Below are 19566 nucleotides of genomic sequence, written 5' to 3'. Positions count from 1 at the left end.
CGGGTCGATCCGGCTCTACTGCCCGTAGCCCTCCCGCAGTTCGATCTTCCGGACCTTCCCGCTGACCGTCATCGGGAAGGCCTCCAGGATCCGCAGCTGCCGGGGGATCTTGTAGTGCGCCAACTGCTCGCGGCAGAAGGCCGTCACCTCGTCCAGGGTCGGCGGGTCCGCCGGGTTCCTCGGGATGACACAGGCCAGGATCTCCTCGCCGTAGGTGTCGTCCGGTACGCCCACCACCTGCACATCGGCGATCTTCGGGTGGCCGTAGAGGAACTCCTCGATCTCGCGCGGATAGACGTTCTCGCCACCGCGGATGATCATGTCCTTGATCCGGCCGACTATCTGTACGTAGCCGTCCTCACGCATCACCGCGAGGTCGCCGGTGTGCATCCAGCGACCGGCGTCGATGGCCTCGGCGGTCCGCTCGGGCTGCTCCCAGTAGCCGAGCATCACGCTGTAGCCACGGGTGCGGAGTTCACCCGGCACGCCGCGCTCCAGCGTCACCCCGGTCACCGGGTCGACGACCTTGACCTCGATGTGCGGCATCACGCGGCCGACGGTGCCGGTGCGGCGTTCGAGGTCGTCGTCGCGGCGGGTCTGGGTGGAGACCGGTGAGGTCTCCGTCATGCCGTAACAGATGGACACCTCGTCCATGTGCATCTCGGTGACGACCCGCTTCATCACCTCGACCGGGCAGGGCGATCCGGCCATGATGCCGGTGCGCAGCGAGGAGAGGTCGTACGAGGCGAAGTCGGGGAGGTTCAGCTCCGCGATGAACATGGTGGGGACGCCGTAGAGCGAGGTGCAGCGCTCCTGTTGCACGGCGGCGAGCACGGCGGCTGCCTCGAAGGCGGGGGCCGGGATCACGATGCACGCGCCGTGCGAGGTGGCGCCCAGATTGCCCATGACCATGCCGAAGCAGTGGTAGAAGGGGACGGGCAGACAGATCCGGTCCTGTTCCGTGTAGGCGACCAGCTCCCCCACGAAGTACCCGTTGTTGAGGATGTTGTGGTGGGAGAGGGTGGCCCCCTTGGGGAAGCCGGTGGTGCCGGAGGTGTACTGGATGTTGATCGGGTCGTCGCAGGACAACTCGGCTTCCCGCGCGGCGAGCTGCCGTGCCGTCACGGATCCGGAGGCGGCCAGCAGTTCGTCCCAGGACGGGTCGCCGATGTAGTGCACGGCGCGCAGCTCGGGGCAGTCGGCTCGGACCTGGCCGACCAGGGCGCGGTAGTCGCTGGTGCGGTGCGAGAGCGAGGAGACCAGGAGCGAGATCCCGGCCTGCTTCAGCACGTACGCCAGCTCGTGCGCCCGGTACGCCGGGTTGATGTTGACCATGATGGCGCCGATGCGGGCGGTGGCGTACTGCACGAGCACCCACTCCGGGCAGTTGACCGCCCAGATACCGACCCGGTCCCCCTTGGCCACGCCCGAGGCCATCAGGGCGCGGGCCAGCTCGTCGACCGCCGCGCCGAATTCGGCGTAGGTCCAGCGCCGTCCGGACGCGACGTCCACGAGCGCCTCGCGGTCGCCGAACGCCTCGATCGCGCGGTCCAGATTGCGTCCGACGGTGTCGCCGAGCAGCGCCGTGGTGCCGGTGCCGTGCGCGTAGGAGAGCTCGCTCATCGCAGATCACCCTCGTCGTACTCGGTGCCGGTTCCCTGGGCCGTGCGCTCGCGCAGTTCGATGCGGCGGATCTTGCCGGAGACGGTCTTGGGCAGCTCGGCGAACTCCAGCTTGCGGACCCGCTTGTACGGGGCGAGGACCGACCGGGAGTGTTCGAACAGCACCTTCGCCGTGTCCGGGCCGGGCTCCCAGCCCTCCGCGAGCACGATGTACGCCTTCGGGACGGCGAGCCGGACCGGGTCGGGGGCGGGGACGACAGCGGCCTCGGCGACCGCCTCGTGTTCCAGCAGGGCGCTCTCCAGCTCGAACGGCGAGATCTTGTAGTCGGATGCCTTGAACACGTCGTCGGCGCGGCCGACATAGGTGATGTATCCGTCCGCGTCGCGCGAGCCGATGTCGCCGGTGCGGTAGTAGCCGCCGGCCATGGCCTCGGCGGTACGGTCCGGGTCGCCGTGGTAGCCGGTCATCAGGCCCACCGGGCGGCCGGACAGATCGAGGGAGATCTCGCCCTCGGCCGCGCCGGGCTCGCCGGTGACCGGGTCCAGGAGCTCGACCTTGAAGCCGGGGCTGGGCCGCCCCATCGAACCGGCCTTCAGCAGCTGGCCCGGGGTGTTGGCGACCTGGACGGCGGTCTCGGTCTGGCCGAAGCCGTCGCGGATGGTGACGCCCCAGGTGCGCCGCACCGTCTCGATGACCTCCGGGTTCAGTGGCTCACCGGCCGCGACGACCTCGCGCGGCGGGGTCTTCAGCTGGGAGAGGTCGGCCTGGATCAGCATCCGCCACACGGTGGGCGGGGCACAGAAGCTGGTGACTCCCGAGCGGTCCATCTCGGCCATCAGCCGGCCCGCGTCGAAGCGGGTGTAGTTGAAGATGAAGACGGTCGCCTCGGCACTCCAGGGCGCGAAGAGGTTCGACCAGGCGTGCTTGGCCCAGCCGGGCGAGGAGATGTTGAGGTGGACGTCCCCGGGCTTGAGGCCGATCCAGTACATCGTCGACAAGTGGCCCACGGGGTACGAGACATGGGTGTGCTCGACGAGCTTGGGGCTGGCGGTCGTGCCGGAGGTGAAGTAGAGCATCAGCGGCTCGTCGGCGTCGGTCTTCCGGTCCGCCTCGAAGGTCTCCGGCTGCTCGTCGGCCCCGGCGTACGACAGCCAGCCGGGCACGTCCACGCCGACGGCGAACCGGGAGTATTCGCCGGGCACCTCGTCGAACTTCGCGGTGTCGGTGTCCCGGACCAGGACGTGCCGGACCCGGCCGCGCTCCACCCGGTCGCGCAGGTCGACCGGGCCGAGCAGCGGGGTGGCGGGGATGACCACGGCGCGCAGCTTCATCGCGGCGAGGGCGGTCTCCCACAGCTCGACCTGGTTGCCGAGCATGACGAGGATCCGGTCCCCGGCGCGCACGCCCTGGGCGCGCAGCCAGTTCGCGGCCTGGTTGGACCGGGCGGACATCCGTGCGAAGGACACCTCGGTGCGGCCGCCGTCCTCCTCCACGATGTGCAGAGCGGTGCGGCCGTTGTTCTCGGCGATGACGTCGAACCAGTCGAGGGCCCAGTTGAAATGGTCGGTCCTGGGCCAGCTGAAGCCCTCGTAGGCCGCGTGGTAGTCCTCGCGGTGCTTCAGCAGAAAGTCCCGGGCAGCCCGGAACGATTCCGTCGCGCTGGTTGCCGACATGTGCCCTCCTCATTGCGGACCGGACCGGTCGCTTAACATCATGTAAACAGTGACCCAGGTCTCACCACCCCCGAACGGGGGTGCTGCGAGGGGGTGGCCGAGCCCCCCTCGGAGCCGGGCAGGAAAGGCGTCAGCGTGCCGGATTCCGTCGATGCGGTCGAAATGCAGACAGCGCTGCTGCGGCTGCGCCGGACCAGTGGGCTGCCGGTGGCCTTCGGCGGGCTGCTCGCCGACCCCCGTCATGCCCGGATCGCCGAGCTGAACGGAGCACAGACCGCCGCCCTGCGCGGGCTCGTCATCTCGGCGGGCAGCGGGCTGGGCGGCAAGGCGATCGCGCTGTCCCGGCCGTGCGCGGTGACCGACTACCACTCCTCGCGCCACATCAGCCACGAGTACGACCTGGCGGTCGCGGCCGAAGGCCTGCGCTCGGTGGTCGCGGTCCCCGTCGTGGTGCGGCGCAAGGTGCGCGGGGTGCTGTACGGGGCACTGCGTGAGCCGATCACGCTCGGAGACCGTACGTTCGACGCGGCGGTCGCCGCCGCCCGCGATGTGGAGCAGGCCCTGGTGGTGCGGGACGAGGTGCAGCAGCTGCTGGCGATGACGCGGGAGCAGGTCACCGATCCGAGGGCGGCCCCGGAGGCGTGGGAGGACGTCCGTGAGGCCCACCGCGAGCTGCGGGCCCTGGTCCCGAAGGTCGTCGACCCGGCGTTGCGGGACGAGCTGCTGGCGGTGTGCGGGCGGCTCGCCTCGGCGGCCGCGCCCCGCTCGCCGAAGTCCTGCGAGGTGCAGCTGGCGCCGCGCGAGCTGGATGTGCTGGCCTGCGTGGCGGCGGGGGCGACGAACGCGGTGGCGGCGGGGCGGCTCGGGGTGCGGCCGGAGACGGTGAAGGGCTATCTGCGTTCGGCGATGCGCAAGCTGGGGGCGCACACCCGTCTGGAGGCGGTGGTGGCGGCCCGGCGCGCAGGGCTGCTGCCGTAGCCGGCGATACCCGAAGGCTCCCCTCTCACTCCCCGAATCTCACTCCCCGAAGTCGACGAAGGTCGCGAACCGGATGTCGTGGCCGGTTCCACCCGACGCCGTCATGACCGAGGAGAGCATCCGTACGGCCTCCTCCGTGGCCGCGCCGCGCTCCGCCCGGCCGAGCGGGCGCAGGATGAGCGCGTCGGCGGCGGTGTGCAGGGATGGTGGACCGCATCGTGACGATGTGCACCGCCTCGCGGGACTCCATCAGCGCGGCAAGTTCCGCCGGGCCGAAGCCGTCGAGGCGGGGCGCAGAGCTGGTAGTAGGGCGGCGCTACGCGTCGCCGCGGACGGCTTCGGTCCGCATCAAAGGTCGTGCTCCGGTCCGTACGCCCCGCCATGCCGCCGCGCCGCAGGACCCGGGATCACGGGACGACCGCCCGCATCATGGGGCGGTGATCAGTGTCCTGTTCGCCGTCCTCACCGCGCTCAGCAACGGCACCGCCTCCGTGCTCCAGCGCCGTGCCGCCCGCACCGTCCCCGACAGCGAGGCGATGCGTCCGTCGCTGATCGGGCATCTGCTGCGCCAGCGGCTGTGGCTCGCCGGGATCGGTCTGGTGATCGTCGCGGCCGTCTGCCAGGCCGTGGCGCTGGCCACCGGACCGATCTCCGTGGTCCAGCCGATCTTTGTCATCGAGCTGCCCGCCACGCTGCTGATGGCGGCGTTCGTGATGCGCGTCCGGCTGCCCCGGCGGGTCTGGTACGGGGTGGTGGCCGTGACCTTCGGGCTGGCCCTCGGCATGGCCTCGGCGGCCCCCGGCGGCGGCAGTGACTCCGTGCGGGGAGCGGCCTGGGTCCCCGCGCTGGTCCTGACCGGAGTCTTCGAGGCCACGCTGATCGGCGCGGCCCTGAAGAGCCGCGGCGACACCCGGGGCGCACTCCTCGGCCTCGGCGCCGCATGCGGGTACGCCCTGACTGCGGCGTTCATGAAGGACGCCATGGCGCGGCTCGGAGGCGGCGGTGGAGCGGTGGCGCTGCTGACGTCCTGGCAGCTGTACGCCACCGCGGTGGCCGGGGTGGGCTCCCTGTTCCTGCTCCAGAACGCCCTCCAGGCGGGCACGCTGGCCGCCGTCCAGCCGATGCTGACCCTCGGGGACGCGCTGATCAGCGTGACGTACGGGGTGACGCTCTTCGGCGAGGAGCTGCGCACCGGCTGGTGGGTGCTGCCCGAGCTGCTCGCGCTCGCGCTGATCGCGGCGGGCTGCGTGGAACTGGCCCGTTCCCCGCTGGCGGCCGGGAACCCGGCCCCGCCCGCGCGCCGGGTCAGGTGAGCCGGCCCGGCCCGGGAGGGCGATTGCCTGCGACCGGGTCGCGCCGCCCCGCGCTCGGCGCTATTCTCCGGTCGAGCCTTGTGTGGCGTACGGGCAAGGGGCCCGGTTCTTTTTTCTGGGGGTCGGTGTGGTTGCTGGTCGCGTCGTGCGGTTCGACGGAGCTCGGGGATACGGCTTCATCGCGCCCGATCACGGGGGTGAGGACGTCTTCCTCCATGTGAACGACATGTTGATCCCCGAGTCCTACGTACACACGGGTACGGCGGTCGAGTTCGAGATCGAGGACGGTGACCGCGGACTGAAGGCGTCGTCGGTCCGGCTGGCCGAGGGGCCCGACGGTAAGCCGTTGACCCCGCCGAGGACCTCGGGCATCACCGTTTCCGGAGCACCGGACGACGACACCCTGTGCGACGTGCTCAGCGCGGCCGAGTACACCAGGGACGTCACCGACATACTGCTGGAGTCCGCACCGTCGTTGACGGGTGCCCAGATCCTCCAGATCCGGCGCGGGCTGCTGCAGTTCGCCAAGAACCACGGCTGGACCGAGGGCTGACGACCCCGGGGCCGTCCTCGCATTTCCGGCGCCGGGCCGTCCCGCCCGTTCAGCCGCTCGGCTCCCGTACCACCAACGGGGTGCCGAGTACCTGGTGTCCGCCGGTGGCCAGCATGCGTACCTCACCCCGGTCACTGATCTCCGCGCGCACGATTCCGGTCTCGTCCTCGTAGATCGGGTAGCCGCCGGCTCCCGACTGTTCCGTGCGCCGGACGGTCACCGTGTCGTCCTCCACGGCGGACGCCTGAAATACCAACTGGTAGCTCTCCGGATAATCCATGACCGTTCTCCGATGCGGATGGGGCAGGGCATGTTCCTCCCGCACCTTCCATGGTCCCTCCGACCGGCCCTCGGCGCCCGAGCAGCGGCCCACGGCTGCGGACTCATGCCCGGCCCACTTATCCTGAACCCATACGGGCGGTTCGACAGCACTCGGGTGCATACCGCATGAATAGCCCCCTTTCTCCCCGAGTCGTGTGCACGGCATGCACGCCCGGGATCCCCGAAACCGGGAAGGGACACACCATGATGGATGCCGACAGGGGAGACGATGTCTACCAGCCCCAGCAGCCGGAGGCCTCGGACCTCACCGAGCAGCTCGACGTCGAGGACACCCTGGACAACCGGGGGCTGACCGACGCTCTCGACGAGGGCTACTCCCCGCCCGAGCGCCCGTGGGCGGTGGAGGACCGGGGCACCACCGCCGCCGAACAGCACGACGGCGAGTCGCTGGAAGGCCGGCTGGCCCGTGAACTCCCCGACTCCCCCGACACCGACGGGGACGGCGACGGAATGGGGGATCTGCCCGGCGGTGACGGCGAGCTCTGGGACGCGGAGGTCGGTACGGCACGGGCCGGCCGGCTCACCCGGCAGCTGGACATCGACGAGCCGGACACCATGGCGGGCGAGGACGTCGGGATCGACGGGGCCGGCGCGTCCGCCGAGGAGGCGGCCATGCATGTGGTCTCGGACGGCCAGGTCTGAGACGACAGCCCCCTGGCACCGTTCGCACGGACCCGGCGCGAACCGCGCGCCCAGTTCCGGGTCACCGGCGCGCCGGACGGGCACCACGACATCGTGCGCTTCGGCTGGGGAGTGGTCTCCACCGCCGACGGTTCGGCGCCCGTCGCCGGGTCGGACGTGGCCATCCTCGCCGAGGGCGGCCGCATCTGCTCGGTCAGCGGCTTCCTCGACCGGGTGCCCGGCGCCTGAACGTGCGCCGGGATGCCCGGGGCGGGCCCGGTACCACCCGCCTCAGGCCGGCTCGTCGAGAAACTTCCCGCCCTCCAGAAGCGTCTTGAGCGTCGAGAGGATCGCCACCCAGCCGCTGCTGACGCCCTCCAGCATCCTGCTGTCGGGGCTGTCGAACCCGTCATGGGTGAGCGTCAGCTTGATCCCCAGCTCGGGTTCCTCGGCCGGCTCGATGTCGAAGGCGACCTTCGACCGCTCCTGGACGGCCCTGTCCCACTCCTCGTCCGAGGCGAAGTCGAACATCTGGCGGTGCATGGGCTGGAGGGTGTGCCAGGTGTACGAGAGCCGCCTGCCGGGTTCCGCCTCCAGGACCCGCTGGCCGACCTCCTCGAACTCGCCGTCCGGGTCCATCTTCCAGCGGACCGGTGCACCGGGTTCCCAGGTCGAGTCGGGGCCGTAACCGCCCATGTAGATCTTGATGAGCTCGGGGTCGGTCAGCGCGTGGTAGAGCTTCTCGGCGCTGGTCTGGATGTAGAGGGCGTAGACGAACTCGGGCTTGTCCATGACGGTTCCTTCCTACGGGGTGTCGGCGAAGTCCACTGCGGCCGGTGACCGCGATGCCCGCGACTGCGCCGGGAGTGCCAACCGGTCCGGGCGCCGGCTCCAGCAGGCGGTCGGTGAAGAACCGGGCCGCGAGGTCCGCGACGTCGTCCGGGCGCTCCAGGACGAACTCAGTGATATATACGCCTTCGCGAAGGTGATTCCGATCCGCGTTCCCCCGTGCGGCGGGAGGTCGTTCAGCGGTACGCATTCAGCGGTCGCGGCGGACGGCGCACCCCCGCCGCCGATGGCCGGCCCGTACACTCCGCGATCATGACGATCGACATGACTCACGCCGACGGGCCCGCACTCTTCCCGACGATGTCCACCATGCGCGCGATGCGCCGTCTGAAGCCGGAACCGGTGCCGGACGAGACGCTGGAGCAGCTCATACAGGCCGCGGTCTGGGGCCCCAGCGGCGGCAACATGCAGTGCTACGAGTACGTGGTGGTGACCGACCGCGAGGTGATGGCACGTCTGGCGCCGCTGTGGAAGCGATGCGTGGACGCCTACCTGGCGACGACCGGGAAGTACGCGCCCAAGGGCATGGACGACGCGGCGTACGGCCGGATGGTCGCCGCGATCGAGTACCAGCGCGACCACTTCGCCGACACTCCGGCGCTGATCGTGCCCTGCTACCGGTTCCCGGAGCCGCGTCTGGACGAGGAGGGGCTGCTGGCCTCCGCGCAGGCGCTCGGCCCGGCCGCGACCGAGCACATGATGAACACCCAGGCACGCTTCCAGGCGCTCGCCGAGGGCTCCTGCGTCTACCCGGGCGTACAGAACATCCTGCTCGCCGCACGGGCCCTGGGGCTCGCGGCGAACATCACCATCTGGCACCTGATGCTGGAGCAGGAGTGGAAGGAAGCCCTCGGCATCCCCGAGGACATGCACACCTATGCCGCCATCCCGGTCGGGTGGCCGCTGGGCAACTTCGGCCCGGTGCGGCGCCGCCCGGTGGCGGACGTCATCCACCGCGACCGCTGGTAGTTCCCGGGCATCGACGGCCCGTCCGTTCACCGGGCGGGCCCACGCCTCGAACCTCAACTCCGTTGGAGTGAAAGGGAGTTCGACGCACCGCAACAGTGATTGTCATGCCCTGGACGGATGGATACGCTGAGCGGGCTTCACGGCCCCCGGCCCACCCCACTCGGCCCCGGGGGCCGTACTTCTCTCTCCGCCCCCCACCGAGCAGGAGCAGGTATGCCCAGCCGCGCCGCCGCCCACACCAAGGGCCGCGCATCCGTCCTGGCGGCCCTCACCGCCACCGTCCTCACCGTGACCGGCACGCCGGCCCTCGCCGCCGCGGACGGCGACCACCCGATGAACCGGGCGTTCGCGCTGGCCGCCGCGGAGTTCGACGTGCCGCGCGATCTGCTCGCCGCCGTCGGTTACGGCGAGACCCGGCTCGACGGCCACTCCGGGCGCCCCAGCCAGGCCAACGGCTACGGCGTGATGCACCTGGTGAGCAACCCCACGAACAGGTCCCTGGAACAGGCGGCGGCCCTCACCGGCAAGCCCCTCGCCGAGCTCCGCACCGACACCGCGGCCAACATCCTGGGCGGCGCCGCGGTGCTGCGCAGTCACGCGGACAAGCTCGGCCTCGATGCCCGGGACCGCGAGGACATCGACGCCTGGTACCCGGCCGTCGCCCGGTACGGCGGCGCGCAGGGGCGGGCCGCGGCCCTCTACGCCGACACCGTCTACACCTTCCTGGCCGACGGGCTGAAGGCGCTCGTCCCCGGCGGCGAATGGGTCTCGGTGACGAGTCGTCCGATCTCCCCGGACAAGGGGGAACTCTCCGCCACCGACGTACGCACCCAGAGCCCGGACTACCCCTCGGCGCTGTGGGTCCCGGCCAACTCGAACAACTACGCGACGGGCCGCTCGGCGAAGATCGACAAGGTGGTCGTCCATGTCACGCAGGGCTCGTACGCGGGCTCCATCAGCTGGTTCCAGAACCCGACCTCGGAGGTGAGCGCCCATTACGTGGTGCGCTCCTCCGACGGCGAGATCACCCAGATGGTGCGCGACAGCGACACCGCGTACCACGCGAAGAGCGCCAACGCCTCGGCACTCGGCATCGAGCACGAGGGCTTCATCGACGATCCTTCCTGGTTCACGGACCCGATGTACCGCTCGTCGGCGGCGCTGACCAAGTACCTGTGCGACCGCTACGGGATCCCGAAGGACCGGGCGCACATCATCGGGCACAGCGAGGCACCGGGCAACGACCACACCGACCCGGGGCCCTACTGGGACTGGACCCGCTACATGCAGCTGGTCGGCGGGGACACCGGCGGCGGTGAAGGCTCCGACGGGCTGAGCTTCACCTCGTACGCGACCCAGCAGAGCGGTTCGACGGGCGCCCAGGTCAAGGCGGTTCAGCAACTGCTCAACGAGCAGGGCTACTCCGCGGGCGCGGTGGACGGCAGCTTCGGCCCGGCCACGAGAACCGCGGTGACGGCGTACCAGGTGGCGCGCGGACTGGATGCCGACGGCGTGGTGGGGGCCAGGACCTGGACCGCGCTGCTGTCGGCCGGCGCGACGCCGAGCCTCCAGCAGGGCACGTCGGGCGACGACGTGAAACGGCTCCAGCGCTCGCTGACCGCGGCGCTCGGCTCGACGGTCGGCATCGACGGCAGCTTCGGCCCGGCGACGGCGACCGCGGTGCGCAACTACCAGACGAGCCGGGGACTGACGGCCGACGGCATCGTGGGGCCGGACACCTGGGCGGCGCTGCAGACGGGGCGCTGACGCACCGTCCCCACGAGCGGGGCGGACCGCACCGCCCCGCTCGTGGGGGCCATGTCACGTTCAGGTAACCTGCCGGAAACCCTTGACGTTTCTCCTGGCGGGTTCTTAACCTCACTGCGTAGTTCGCATTCCTTGCAATTCACGTGCTGCGGCGCTTTCCGCAGTGTTTTGACAGGCACAGACATAGACCACCTGTCGGTGGTTCGTCATGCCTGTTTTTTTGTGCCCCCCGTGCCGCCGATGGGTCTTCCTCGAAGGCGGATTCATGGCACAACGTCCGAGCGTCAAAGGCGTCGCCGACGTCGTTGCGCTCATCGATGGGCTGGGAAAGATCACCGGCCGGGCGCAGGTCATCTGGTTTCTCGTGTTCGGCGGGCTGTTTCTCGACGCCTATTCGAACGCCGCGCTGAGCGCCGGTCTGGGGCCGATGACGACCCAGATGGACCTCACCAGCACCCAGGTCTCGATCCTCACGGCCACCGCTCCGGCCCTGGCGATCGTCTTCAACCCGGTCGGCGGCTGGCTGGCCACCCGGATCGGCCGTGTGCCCCCGCTGCTCATCGCCAAGGTGTTCGCCATCGCGGGCGCCCTGCTGGCCGCCTTCGCCGGTGATTTCACCGTCGTCTGGCTCGGCCGGGTCCTGGTGGGTGTCGCGTACGGCATCGACTTCGCCGTGGCCATGGCGCTGCTCGCCGAGTACACCCCCGCGAAGCTGGGCGGCCGGCTGAACCTGTGGCAGGCCGTCTGGTACGTCGCCACCACCAGCAACCTCGCGCTCGCCCTGTTCTGCTTCAACATGGACGTCGGCGCGGACATCTGGCGCTGGTCGGTCGGCTCGGCCGCGGTCGTGGCCGGCGCCCTGCTCCTGGGCCAGTGGCTGATGCTGCGCGAGAGCCCGACCTGGCTGGCGAGCAAGGGCCGGCTGGACGAGGCCGTCGTCAACCTGGAGAAGATCTACGGGATCGAGGCCGTCGCCGGGAAGCCCGACGAGGCGACCCGCGCCGCCACCGAGGCGCCCGCCATCGGCTTCCGCCAGGCCGGGCTGCTCTTCAAGGGCGAGTACCTGCCGCGCACGATCCTCTCCTCGGTCATCTCGCTCGGGCAGTCGATGCAGTACTTCGCGGTCGGCTGGTACCTCCCGCTGATCAGCCTGACGATCTTCGGCGAGAGCTTCGAGAAGGCGACGATCGGCTCGATGGTCTTCAACGCCTTCGGTATCGCGGGCGGGCTCCTCTCCGCCTATTTCGGCCGTCGGCTGGGACTGCGGCTCAGCTCCGCAGTCGGCTTCGCCGGTGTCTTCGTGGCGCTCCTCGCGATGGGGCTGACCTTCGAGAAGGTGCCCACGGCCGTGGCGTTCCTGCTGCCCGTGCTGTTCATCCTCTGCCACTCCGCCGGCCCCGGCGCCAACGGCAAGTCCATCGCCGCGCTCTCGTACAGCAGCGACGTCCGGGCTCTCGGCACCGGTGTCACCGGAATGGTCGGCAGCTTCGGCAGTGTCGCCGGGCTGTACGTCTTCCCGCAGATCAAGGACTCGCTGGGGCTTGCCGACACCTTCCTGGTGATCTCCGTCGTGCCGCTGCTCGGCCTGATCACCTGCCTGGCGATCAAGTGGGACCCGACGAAGGCCGCTTCCCCCGACGAGGCCGTCGGCCAGGACCGGGCCACAACCGCGCAGACGGGTCCGTCGCAATCCGCGGAGTCACTGACCGCGCGCTGACCGGCCGCCGGGCCTGTCGCACCACACGATGGTCCTCTCCCCTCTCTCCCCCTCCGCACAGCTCGCTCGCGATGCTCGCAATGAAAGGGCTGCAATGACGCAGACGCTCCCCGGCGCCGCCGCACAGCGCGGTGTGCTGTCCATCGACGAGGGCACCACGGGCACCCGGGCCGGAGTCGTCCTCGACTCCGGCGCCGCCCACGAGGTGTTCTACCGGTCGATCAAGGTCAGCCATCCGGACGACCTCTCGGTCGAGCAGGACCCGATGGAGATCTGGACCGCCACCGTCGAGGTGGCGCGCCGGGCCGTCGGCCGGGCCCGCGAGGAGGGCATCGAGATCACCGCGGTGGCGCTCTCCACCCAGCGGGCGACCGCGATGCTGTGGGACCGGGTGACCGGGCGGCCGCTGCTGCCCGCGGTGGTGTGGCAGGACCGGCGGTACGCGGCCGAGCTCACCGCGTACGAGACGGAGTGGGACGCTGCCCTGCTGGCCCGCCAGGGCCGGCCGGTCGGCGCCCGCGCACCGTTCCTCTGGGCCGCCCGGCAGATCGCCGCGCATCCGGAGGTGGCCGCCGCGCACCGCGAGGGCCGGCTGCTCTTCGGCACCGTCGACACCTGGCTGATCTGGCGGCTCACCGGCGGCGCCGTGCACGCCACGACGCCGACGAACGCCGCCTCCAGCGGTGGCTATCTGCTGGAGCGGCACGCCTGGGACGAGGAATGGATCGGCCACCTCGGCTTCCCCCTCGACCTGCTCCCGGAGCTCCGCTCCGACGACGCCGGATTCGGCACGACCGACCCGGCCGCCCTCGGGATCGCCGTCCCGCTGACTGCCTCCATGGGCGACCAGCACGCCGCACTCGTCGCGCTCGGCGGCCTCGCCGCCGGGCAGGGCATGTGCGTGTACGGGACCGGCGCCTTCGTCGACGCGGCGACCGGCACCACGCCCGCCCTGCCCCGGCCGGACATCTCCGGGGTGCTCGCCCAGCCCGGCCGGCGGCAGGGCGACATCAGCCACTACAGCCTGGAGGCGTACACCTCCACGGCGGGTTCGGCGCTGCGCTGGCTCTGCGACGACCTGGGCCTGTTCGCGTCGCCGAAGGAGCTCGGTGAGGAGGCGGGCCGGGTCCCCACCCGGCCGGGCCGCACCCCGCGTTTCGTCCCGGCACTCGCCGGGGTCCGTACGCCGGTCTGGCACCCGGAGGCCACCGCCGCCCTCACCGGGCTCACCCTCGCCACCACCCGCGCCGATCTCGCCCGCGCCGTGCTCGACGGGATCGCACACTCGGTGTGCGACCTGATCGACGGCGTCGCCGAAACCATGGGAACACCGTTCACCCGGCTCCGGGTCGGCGGCGGTGTCTCCGGCAGCGACCCGCTGATGCGGATCCAGGCCGATCTGACCGGTCTGCCGCTGGAGCGGGTCTCCGACTCCGCCACCGCCAGCCTGCGGGGCACCGCGTATCTCGCCGGTGTCGCCCAGGGCCTGTGGTCCTCGCTCGAAGAGGTCGTCGAGGCACAGCCGCTCGGCCGGATCTTCGAGCCCTCGATCACGGCGGCCGAGCGCACCGCGCAGCGCTCCGCCTGGCGCGACGTGCTCATCGCCCACCTGAACGACCCGGCACTCCTCCCCCTGAAGGACCCCGAACCTCCCACCCCCCACTGACGGCCCCCCGACCGTCACCCGGCGGCCCGTACCGACCACGCGGCCGCCGCACCGAAACACCAGGAGTTGATGTTGTGATCACCATGCCCGCCCGGAAGCCGCGGCGCAGCGCCGCGGCGACCCGTCGAACGCCCCTGCTGCTCGACCGGGCAGCCCTCAAGCGCCGGCTGGCCGATGACACGTACGACGTACTCGTCATAGGCGGCGGCATCACCGGGGCGTACGCCGTGCTCGATGCGGCCTCGCGCGGGCTGCGCGCGGCGCTGGTCGAGAAGGACGACTTCGCCTCCGGTACGTCGTCGAAGTCCTCGAAGATGGTGCACGGCGGCCTGCGCTACATCGAGCAGGGCAATGTCAACCTGGTCCGCCACTCGCTCCTGGAGCGGCACCGCTTCCGCAAGAACGCCCCGCACCTGGTGCACCGGCTGCCGTTCCTCTTCCCGATCCTGGAGAAGGAGGGCATCTTCGACGCCCGCCTCGCCAAGGGCTTCGAGGGACTGCTGTGGACGTACGACCTGGTCGGCGGCTGGCGGATCGGCAAGCTGCACCAGCGGCTCACCGTTCCCGAGGTCCTCGCGCAGGCGCCGACCCTGCGCGCGGAGAACCTCAAGGGCGGGCTGATGTACTTCGACGCCCGTACCGATGACGCGCGCCTCGTGCTGACCATCGTCCGGACCGCGGCGGCGCTCGGTGCGACGATCCTCAACGGTGCCCGGGCCGAGGGTCTGCTGATGCAGATGGGCAAGGTGGCCGGCGCCCGGGTCTCGGCGGACGGCGACACCTTCGACATCCGTGCGCGGGCCGTCGTCAACGCCACCGGCGTATGGACCGACGAACTCGACGCGAAGGCGGACGACGGTCACAAGCCGCAGGTCAGGCCCGCCAAGGGCGTCCACATCGTGGTGCCGTGGGACAAGGTGCGGATCAACTGCACGGTCACCGTGCCGATCCCCGGCCGGGCCCGCCGCGCGACCTGCACCCGCTGGGGCAACAGCGTCGTGCTCGGCACCACCGACGAGGACTACCAGGGCTCCGCCGACGATGTGCACTGCACCCGGGAGGAGATGGAATTCCTGCTGGAGGGCGCCAACACCGCCTTCGAGGGGAAGCTCACCCCGGACGACGTGGTCGGCTCCATCGGCGGTCTGCGCCCGCTGGTCGGCGGCAAGGAGGGCGCGACCCTCGACATGCGCCGCGACCACCACATCACCATCGGCCGCACCGGCATGGTGACGGTGACCGGCGGCAAGCTCACCACCAGCCGGCACATGGGCGAACTCGTCATCGACAAGGTGATGACCGTCCTCGGCCGCAAGGGGAAGAGCCGCACCACCGACCTCCCGCTGCTCGGCGGCGCCGGTTACGACGCCGAGGCCGTCGCGGCCTCCGGCGGCATCGCCGCGCACCTCGGCGAGCGCTTCGGCACCGAGGCCCGTTTCGTCGGCGACCTCATCCAGGACGACCCGGCGCTGGCCGAGCCGATCGTCGCGGGACTCCCGTACACCAAGGCCGAGGTCGTCTACGCGGCCCGCGCCGAACTGGCCCGCTCGGTCGACGACGTGCTCTCCCGCCGGCTGCGCGCCCGGCTGTTCGCCCGGGACGCGTCCGTCGACGCCGCCGGGGCCGTGGGCGCGATCCTCGGCCGGGAACTGAACCTCACGGAGGCCGAGGTGGAGCGTTCGGTCTCCGACTACCTCACAGCCGTCCGTCACGAAAAGTCCGTACTCCTCGAAGGGGCAGCAGCATGATCAGCCGTCAGACCATCACCCACCCGTTCAACCGGGGCAACTACACCATCGGCGCCCCCAGCTTCGCCAAGTGGGCGCAGAACACCCCGATCGGGGACGGCGAGGCCGCCCTCCAGGTGAACCCGGTCGAGGTGCCCGAGACCGTGATCGAGGCGCTGCGCGAGGCCGCGCACGCGGTGCACACCTCCCGCGACGAGGTCGTCAGCCGGACCCGTGACTGGTGGGCCGGCTCGATGATCGGCGAGACCGAGGGCCGTCCCGCGACGCCGGACGCCGTGATCGTCGAGGCGGCCGACGCCGACCAGGTCGCGGCCGTGCTGCGGATCTGCCACGAGGCCGGCATCCCGGTCACCCCGTCCGCCGGCCGCTCCAATGTCACCGGTGCGGCGCTCCCCGTCTTCGGCGGCGTCGTCCTGGACGTCTGCGGGCTGAACCGGATCACCGGTTTCGACGCGGAGTCCAACATCGTGGACGTCCAGGCCGGCATGTTCGGCGACCTCTTCGAGAAGCAGCTCCAGGAGGAGTACGGCGTCACCACCGGCCACTGGCCGTCCGCGTTCGCCGTCTCCACGGTCGGCGGCTGGATCGCCTGCCGCGGTGCCGGTCAGCTCTCCACCCGGTACGGCAAGATCGAGGACATGGTCGTCGGCGTCGACGTCGTGCACGCGGACGGTACGCGTGCCACGTACGGCGACTACGCCCGTGCCGCGGTCGGCCCGGACCTGCGCCAGCTGTTCGTCGGCTCCGAGGGCACCCTCGGCGTCATCGTCTCGGCCCGGCTGCGGGTCCACCCCCTGCCGGAGTACGCGAGCGCCGTCGCGTACGGCTTCAAGACCTTCGCGGAGGGCCTGGACGCCTGCCGCAGGATCATGCAGCGCGGTGCCACCCCGGCCGTCCTGCGGCTGTACGACACCCTGGAGTCGGGCACCCACTTCGGCCACCCGGAGACCAACCTGCTGCTCGTCGCCGACGAGGGCGACCCGGCCATCGTCGACGCCTCGATCAAGGTGGCGAAGGAGGTCTGCGAGGAGTACGGCCCCGAGCTGGACAGCAAGGCGGTCTTCGAGCGCTGGCTGGACGAGCGGATGCTGGTCGGCAAGTCCGCCGACGGATTCAAGCCCGGCCCCGGCTTCGTCGCCGACACCCTGGAGATGGCCGCGTCCTGGACCGATCTCCCGGTGATCTACGACGAGGTGGTCGCCGCGATCCAGTCGGTGTCCGGCACCCTGGCGGCCTCGGCCCACCAGTCCCACGCGTACACCGACGGCGCCTGCGTCTACTTCTCGCTGCGCGGCGACGTGGCTCCCGAGTCGCGCCGCGACTGGTACCGCTCGGTGTGGGACGCCGCCAACGCCGTACTGATCAAGCACGCGGCGGCGCTCAGCCACCACCACGGCTGCGGTCTGCTGCGTGGCCCCTACCTGGAGGAATCCCTCGGGGCGGGCTTCGCGACCTTCGTCGCGGTGAAGAAGGCCCTGGACCCGGCCGGCATTCTCAACCCTGGCAAACTGGGCCTTCCCAGCCGATTCGGTACGTCTCCGCTGAGCTGACGCCAGGCCAGCAGCCACGAACCCCTTCCTCCCAGGCAGGTTCTTGCCATGACCCCTTCCCCCTCCCGGTCCGGTGCCCCGCTCGTCGACCCCCGGCTCACCGCGGCGTTCGCCGAGGTGCCGGTCGTCGCGTCGGTCATCGGCGCCCAGCCGCTGCGGCAGTTCCTGACCGCGCCGGCCAAGGTGGGCATCCTCGCCTCGTTCGCGGTGGGGCAGCTGCCCCAGGTCGTGCCGGCGCTGGGCCGGGCGGGGAAGACCGTGTTCGTGAACGTGGACAGCAGTCCCGGTCTGGCTCAGGACCGGGGCGCGCTGGAGTTCATCAAGAACATGGGCGCGCACGGCGTGGTCAGCACCCGGCTCTCCCTCATAGAGAAGGGCCGCCCGCTCGGCCTGCTGACGATGATGAAGGTGTTCGTCACCGACCGGTCCAATCTGCGCCGCTCCACGGACGCGATCTCGCGCGGGGCGCCGGACCTGGTCGAAATCATGCCCGCCCCGATCATCGGCCGGATGAGCGCGCAGGCACAGCGCGCGATGTCCCCGTCGGTGGCCGCGGGCTTCGTGGAGAGCCCCGCGGACGTCGCGCTGGCGCTGGCCCTCGGGTCGGCCGCCGCCGCCACGTCCGACCCCCGCCTCTGGAATCTGCGCCGGGACCAGCTGCCGCCGGTCCCGCCCGCCGCCCTGAAGAGGCCCGCCGCACCCCAGGAGTAACCCCCATGACGTATGTGGTCGTAGCCCGCTACCGCACCCGGGCCGGTGAGGAGAACACCGTCCTGCCCCTGCTCGACACGGTGGCCACCGCCTCCCGCGAGGAGCCCGGCAACCTCGCCTACCGGGTCCACCAGGGCACCGAGGACCCGCGCGCGATCGTGCTCTACGAGGAGTACGCCTCCGAGGCCGACTTCACCGCGCACTGCGCCACCCCGCACTTCCAGGAGACCGTGCTCGGCAAGGTCGTCCCGCTGCTGGAGAGCCGGGACGTGCTGCGCTGCGCCCCGCGTCCGGAGGTGGCGGCATGAAGACCCGTGCGGTGGTGCTGCGCGGGACGTCGACGGCCCGACCGTACTCCGACACCCGTCCGGTCGAGGTGGAGGAGCTGGATCTCGGCGCCCCGCGCGAGGGCGAGGTGCTGGTCCGGATCGCGGCCGCCTCGCTCTGCCACTCGGACCTCTCGGTGGTCAACGGCGACCGGGTCCGCCCGCTGCCGATGGCGCTGGGCCACGAGGCGGTGGGCGTGGTCCAGGACACCGGACCGGGCGTCGGCCGGGTCTCCCCCGGCGACCATGTGGCGCTGGTCTTCGTGCCGAGCTGCGGTTTCTGCGTCGACTGCGCGGCGGGCCGGCCGGCCCTGTGCGCACAGGCCGCGGCGGCGAACGGCTCGGGGGCGCTGCTGCACGGTCCGTCACTGCTGACCGACGCCGCGGGCAATCCGGTCCACCACCAGCTGGGTGTCTCCGCGTTCTCCGAACACGCGGTGCTGGCCCAGGAGTCGGTGGTCCCGATCCCCAAGGACGTTCCGTTCACCGTGGCGTCGATGTTCGGCTGTGCGGTGCTGACGGGCGCGGGCGCGGTGATCAACACGGCGGCCCTGCGTCCCGGGCAGTCGACGGTGGTCTACGGCCTGGGCGGGGTGGGCCTCTCCGCGGTGCTGGGCGCCCGCGCTGCGGGGGCGTATCCGATCATCGCGGTCGACCCGGTCCAGGAGAAGCGCGAGCTGGCTCTCCGGCTGGGTGCGACGCACGCGTACGACCCCGATGACGCGCTGCGGCAGATCCGTGGACTCACCTCCGGCGGAGCCGAATTGGCGGTGGAGGCGGTGGGCAGTCCGAAGGTGATGGCGCAGTGCCTGTCGGCCGTGGCACGGGGCGGCAAGGTCGTCTCGGTGGGCCTGCCCGCACCGGACCGGGTGCTGGAGGTACCGGCCCTGGCGTTCGCGGGCGAGGGCAAGTCCCTGCTGGGCTCGTACATGGGTGACGCGGTGCCGCGCCGCGACATCCCGAGGTTCCTGGACCTGTGGCGGGCGGGCCTGATGCCGGTGGAGCAGATGCACACGGGCACGCTGCCGCTGAGCGACATCAACGCGGCGATGGAGGAGCTGGCCTCGGGCAGGGCGATCCGTCAGGTCATCGACACCTCGGGCATGCTGAACGGCTGACGCCCGAGCCGTTCCCCGGCCGGCGGCGCCCCTGGTTGTCCG

At 71.2% G+C, this 19566-nt stretch carries 19 protein-coding genes; 15 read left to right on the top strand and 4 right to left on the bottom strand.

Annotation, left to right across the window (positions count from 1 at the left end):
* Nucleotides 1–15: 15 nt before the first annotated feature.
* Complete coding sequence (locus tag ACWCQ6_RS07340; protein WP_451086356.1) at nt 16–1623, bottom strand: AMP-binding protein; 1608 nt, start codon at nt 1621–1623, stop codon at nt 16–18.
* Entirely contained in the window at nt 1620–3296 is a 1677-nt protein-coding gene (locus ACWCQ6_RS07335) for an AMP-binding protein (RefSeq protein ID WP_451086354.1), read from the bottom strand. The genes ACWCQ6_RS07340 and ACWCQ6_RS07335 overlap by 4 nt, the downstream gene beginning before the upstream one ends.
* Before the next feature lie 135 nt (nt 3297–3431).
* Between ACWCQ6_RS07335 and ACWCQ6_RS07330 the strand changes: the two genes are divergently transcribed.
* From ACWCQ6_RS07330 to ACWCQ6_RS07320, 3 genes are all read left to right on the top strand, one after another.
* A complete protein-coding gene (locus ACWCQ6_RS07330; protein WP_451086352.1) occupies nt 3432–4274 on the top strand; it encodes a response regulator transcription factor in 843 nt (280 codons plus the stop codon).
* 437 nt (nt 4275–4711) lie between these two features.
* Nucleotides 4712–5587 carry a DMT family transporter gene (locus ACWCQ6_RS07325; protein ID WP_451086350.1) on the top strand — a complete coding sequence of 292 codons (876 nt, stop codon included), beginning with the start codon at nt 4712–4714 and terminating at the stop codon, nt 5585–5587.
* Nucleotides 5588–5714: 127 nt separating this feature from the next.
* Entirely contained in the window at nt 5715–6140 is a 426-nt protein-coding gene (locus ACWCQ6_RS07320; protein ID WP_451086348.1) for a cold-shock protein, read from the top strand.
* Between the two features lie 49 nt (nt 6141–6189).
* Here ACWCQ6_RS07320 and ACWCQ6_RS07315 read toward each other — a convergent pair whose 3' ends face one another.
* Entirely contained in the window at nt 6190–6420 is a 231-nt protein-coding gene (locus ACWCQ6_RS07315; RefSeq protein ID WP_451086346.1) for a DUF6296 family protein, read from the bottom strand.
* A gap of 245 nt (nt 6421–6665) precedes the next feature.
* Between ACWCQ6_RS07315 and ACWCQ6_RS07310 the strand changes: the two genes are divergently transcribed.
* On the top strand, nt 6666–7124 hold the full coding sequence (locus tag ACWCQ6_RS07310; RefSeq protein WP_451086344.1) for a DUF5709 domain-containing protein: 459 nt from the start codon (nt 6666–6668) through the stop codon (nt 7122–7124).
* Between the two features lie 93 nt (nt 7125–7217).
* Nucleotides 7218–7352 (top strand): hypothetical protein, encoded by a 135-nt coding sequence (locus tag ACWCQ6_RS07305; protein ID WP_451086342.1) that lies wholly within the window; start codon nt 7218–7220, stop codon nt 7350–7352.
* Between the two features lie 42 nt (nt 7353–7394).
* Here the strand turns inward: ACWCQ6_RS07305 and ACWCQ6_RS07300 are convergent, their stop codons facing one another.
* Entirely contained in the window at nt 7395–7895 is a 501-nt protein-coding gene (locus tag ACWCQ6_RS07300; RefSeq protein ID WP_451086340.1) for an SRPBCC family protein, read from the bottom strand.
* Between ACWCQ6_RS07300 and ACWCQ6_RS07295 the strand changes: the two genes are divergently transcribed.
* The 10 genes from ACWCQ6_RS07295 to ACWCQ6_RS07250 all read left to right on the top strand — a co-directional run bounded on the left by ACWCQ6_RS07295 (nt 7894) and on the right by ACWCQ6_RS07250 (nt 19524).
* Nucleotides 7894–8208 carry a hypothetical protein gene (locus ACWCQ6_RS07295; protein ID WP_451086338.1) on the top strand — a complete coding sequence of 105 codons (315 nt, stop codon included), beginning with the start codon at nt 7894–7896 and terminating at the stop codon, nt 8206–8208. The genes ACWCQ6_RS07300 and ACWCQ6_RS07295 overlap by 2 nt on opposite strands.
* Complete coding sequence (locus ACWCQ6_RS07290) at nt 8205–8921, top strand: nitroreductase family protein (protein WP_451086336.1); 717 nt, start codon at nt 8205–8207, stop codon at nt 8919–8921. The genes ACWCQ6_RS07295 and ACWCQ6_RS07290 overlap by 4 nt, the downstream gene beginning before the upstream one ends.
* 213 nt (nt 8922–9134) lie before the next feature.
* Nucleotides 9135–10688 carry a peptidoglycan-binding protein gene (locus ACWCQ6_RS07285; RefSeq protein WP_451086334.1) on the top strand — a complete coding sequence of 518 codons (1554 nt, stop codon included), beginning with the start codon at nt 9135–9137 and terminating at the stop codon, nt 10686–10688.
* Between the two features lie 265 nt (nt 10689–10953).
* Nucleotides 10954–12405, top strand: a complete 1452-nt coding sequence (locus ACWCQ6_RS07280) for an MFS transporter (protein WP_451086332.1) — start codon at nt 10954–10956, stop codon at nt 12403–12405.
* 94 nt (nt 12406–12499) lie between these two features.
* A complete protein-coding gene (locus ACWCQ6_RS07275) occupies nt 12500–14071 on the top strand; it encodes an FGGY family carbohydrate kinase (protein ID WP_451086330.1) in 1572 nt (523 codons plus the stop codon).
* 74 nt (nt 14072–14145) lie between these two features.
* Nucleotides 14146–15819, top strand: a complete 1674-nt coding sequence (locus ACWCQ6_RS07270; protein WP_451086328.1) for an FAD-dependent oxidoreductase — start codon at nt 14146–14148, stop codon at nt 15817–15819.
* Nucleotides 15816–17369, top strand: coding sequence for an FAD-binding oxidoreductase (locus ACWCQ6_RS07265; protein ID WP_451086326.1), 1554 nt, complete (start codon nt 15816–15818; stop codon nt 17367–17369). Before ACWCQ6_RS07270 ends, ACWCQ6_RS07265 begins: the two co-directional genes overlap by 4 nt.
* Before the next feature lie 48 nt (nt 17370–17417).
* Nucleotides 17418–18080, top strand: a complete 663-nt coding sequence (locus ACWCQ6_RS07260) for a glycerol-3-phosphate responsive antiterminator (RefSeq protein WP_451086324.1) — start codon at nt 17418–17420, stop codon at nt 18078–18080.
* Between the two features lie 5 nt (nt 18081–18085).
* Complete coding sequence (locus tag ACWCQ6_RS07255; RefSeq protein WP_451086322.1) at nt 18086–18388, top strand: putative quinol monooxygenase; 303 nt, start codon at nt 18086–18088, stop codon at nt 18386–18388.
* A complete protein-coding gene (locus tag ACWCQ6_RS07250; RefSeq protein WP_451086320.1) occupies nt 18385–19524 on the top strand; it encodes a zinc-binding dehydrogenase in 1140 nt (379 codons plus the stop codon). The genes ACWCQ6_RS07255 and ACWCQ6_RS07250 overlap by 4 nt, the downstream gene beginning before the upstream one ends.
* Nucleotides 19525–19566 lie beyond the last annotated feature (42 nt).

It is taken from the genome of Streptomyces sp. NPDC001880, from assembly GCF_053594575.1.
The sequence above is the reverse complement of the archived record's forward strand: the minus strand, read 5'-3'. Positions and strand labels throughout refer to the sequence as shown.

Bases quoted from the DNA above. Each gene is read 5' to 3' on its own strand.
- ACWCQ6_RS07340 (WP_451086356.1), bottom strand. From the start codon at position 1,623: ATGAGCGAGCTCTCCTACGCGCACGGCACCGGCACCACGGCGCTGCTC.
- ACWCQ6_RS07335 (WP_451086354.1), bottom strand. From the start codon at position 3,296: ATGTCGGCAACCAGCGCGACGGAATCGTTCCGGGCTGCCCGGGACTTT.
- ACWCQ6_RS07315 (WP_451086346.1), bottom strand. From the start codon at position 6,420: ATGGATTATCCGGAGAGCTACCAGTTGGTATTTCAGGCGTCCGCCGTG.
- ACWCQ6_RS07310 (WP_451086344.1), top strand. From the start codon at position 6,666: ATGATGGATGCCGACAGGGGAGACGATGTCTACCAGCCCCAGCAGCCG.
- ACWCQ6_RS07295 (WP_451086338.1), top strand. From the start codon at position 7,894: ATGACGGTTCCTTCCTACGGGGTGTCGGCGAAGTCCACTGCGGCCGGT.
- ACWCQ6_RS07300 (WP_451086340.1), bottom strand. From the start codon at position 7,895: ATGGACAAGCCCGAGTTCGTCTACGCCCTCTACATCCAGACCAGCGCC.
- ACWCQ6_RS07290 (WP_451086336.1), top strand. From the start codon at position 8,205: ATGACGATCGACATGACTCACGCCGACGGGCCCGCACTCTTCCCGACG.
- ACWCQ6_RS07285 (WP_451086334.1), top strand. From the start codon at position 9,135: ATGCCCAGCCGCGCCGCCGCCCACACCAAGGGCCGCGCATCCGTCCTG.
- ACWCQ6_RS07280 (WP_451086332.1), top strand. From the start codon at position 10,954: ATGGCACAACGTCCGAGCGTCAAAGGCGTCGCCGACGTCGTTGCGCTC.
- ACWCQ6_RS07275 (WP_451086330.1), top strand. From the start codon at position 12,500: ATGACGCAGACGCTCCCCGGCGCCGCCGCACAGCGCGGTGTGCTGTCC.
- ACWCQ6_RS07265 (WP_451086326.1), top strand. From the start codon at position 15,816: ATGATCAGCCGTCAGACCATCACCCACCCGTTCAACCGGGGCAACTAC.
- ACWCQ6_RS07260 (WP_451086324.1), top strand. From the start codon at position 17,418: ATGACCCCTTCCCCCTCCCGGTCCGGTGCCCCGCTCGTCGACCCCCGG.
- ACWCQ6_RS07255 (WP_451086322.1), top strand. From the start codon at position 18,086: ATGACGTATGTGGTCGTAGCCCGCTACCGCACCCGGGCCGGTGAGGAG.
- ACWCQ6_RS07250 (WP_451086320.1), top strand. From the start codon at position 18,385: ATGAAGACCCGTGCGGTGGTGCTGCGCGGGACGTCGACGGCCCGACCG.